1 pseudogene is annotated in these 245 nt (G+C 38.0%); it reads left to right on the top strand.

What is annotated here, in order from left to right:
- Positions 1–245, top strand: a pseudogene (locus tag V6251_RS15590) (hypothetical protein); the annotation flags it as partial.

Genomic DNA, 245 nt, shown 5'->3' on the forward strand with positions numbered 1-245 from the left:
CACCTAATGCTGGTTATGTAGGAACGGATTCTTTTGTATACACTATCTGTGATAACGGAACGCCTCAAGCTTGTGATCAAGCTACTGTGTATCTTACTGTTGGTGGTATTGCTAATACTACTGATGCAATCACTGACATAAACAATACGTTTGTTGGACAACCAGTCTCTGGTAATGTATTAACTAACGATGAAGATTTTGAAGGTGATAACCAAACAGTAACTGCTAATACGAATCCAGCTAAT

Origin of the sequence: Olleya sp. Ti.3.14 (assembly GCF_038154885.1) — a bacterium.
Taxonomy (GTDB): Bacteria; Bacteroidota; Bacteroidia; order Flavobacteriales; family Flavobacteriaceae; genus Olleya.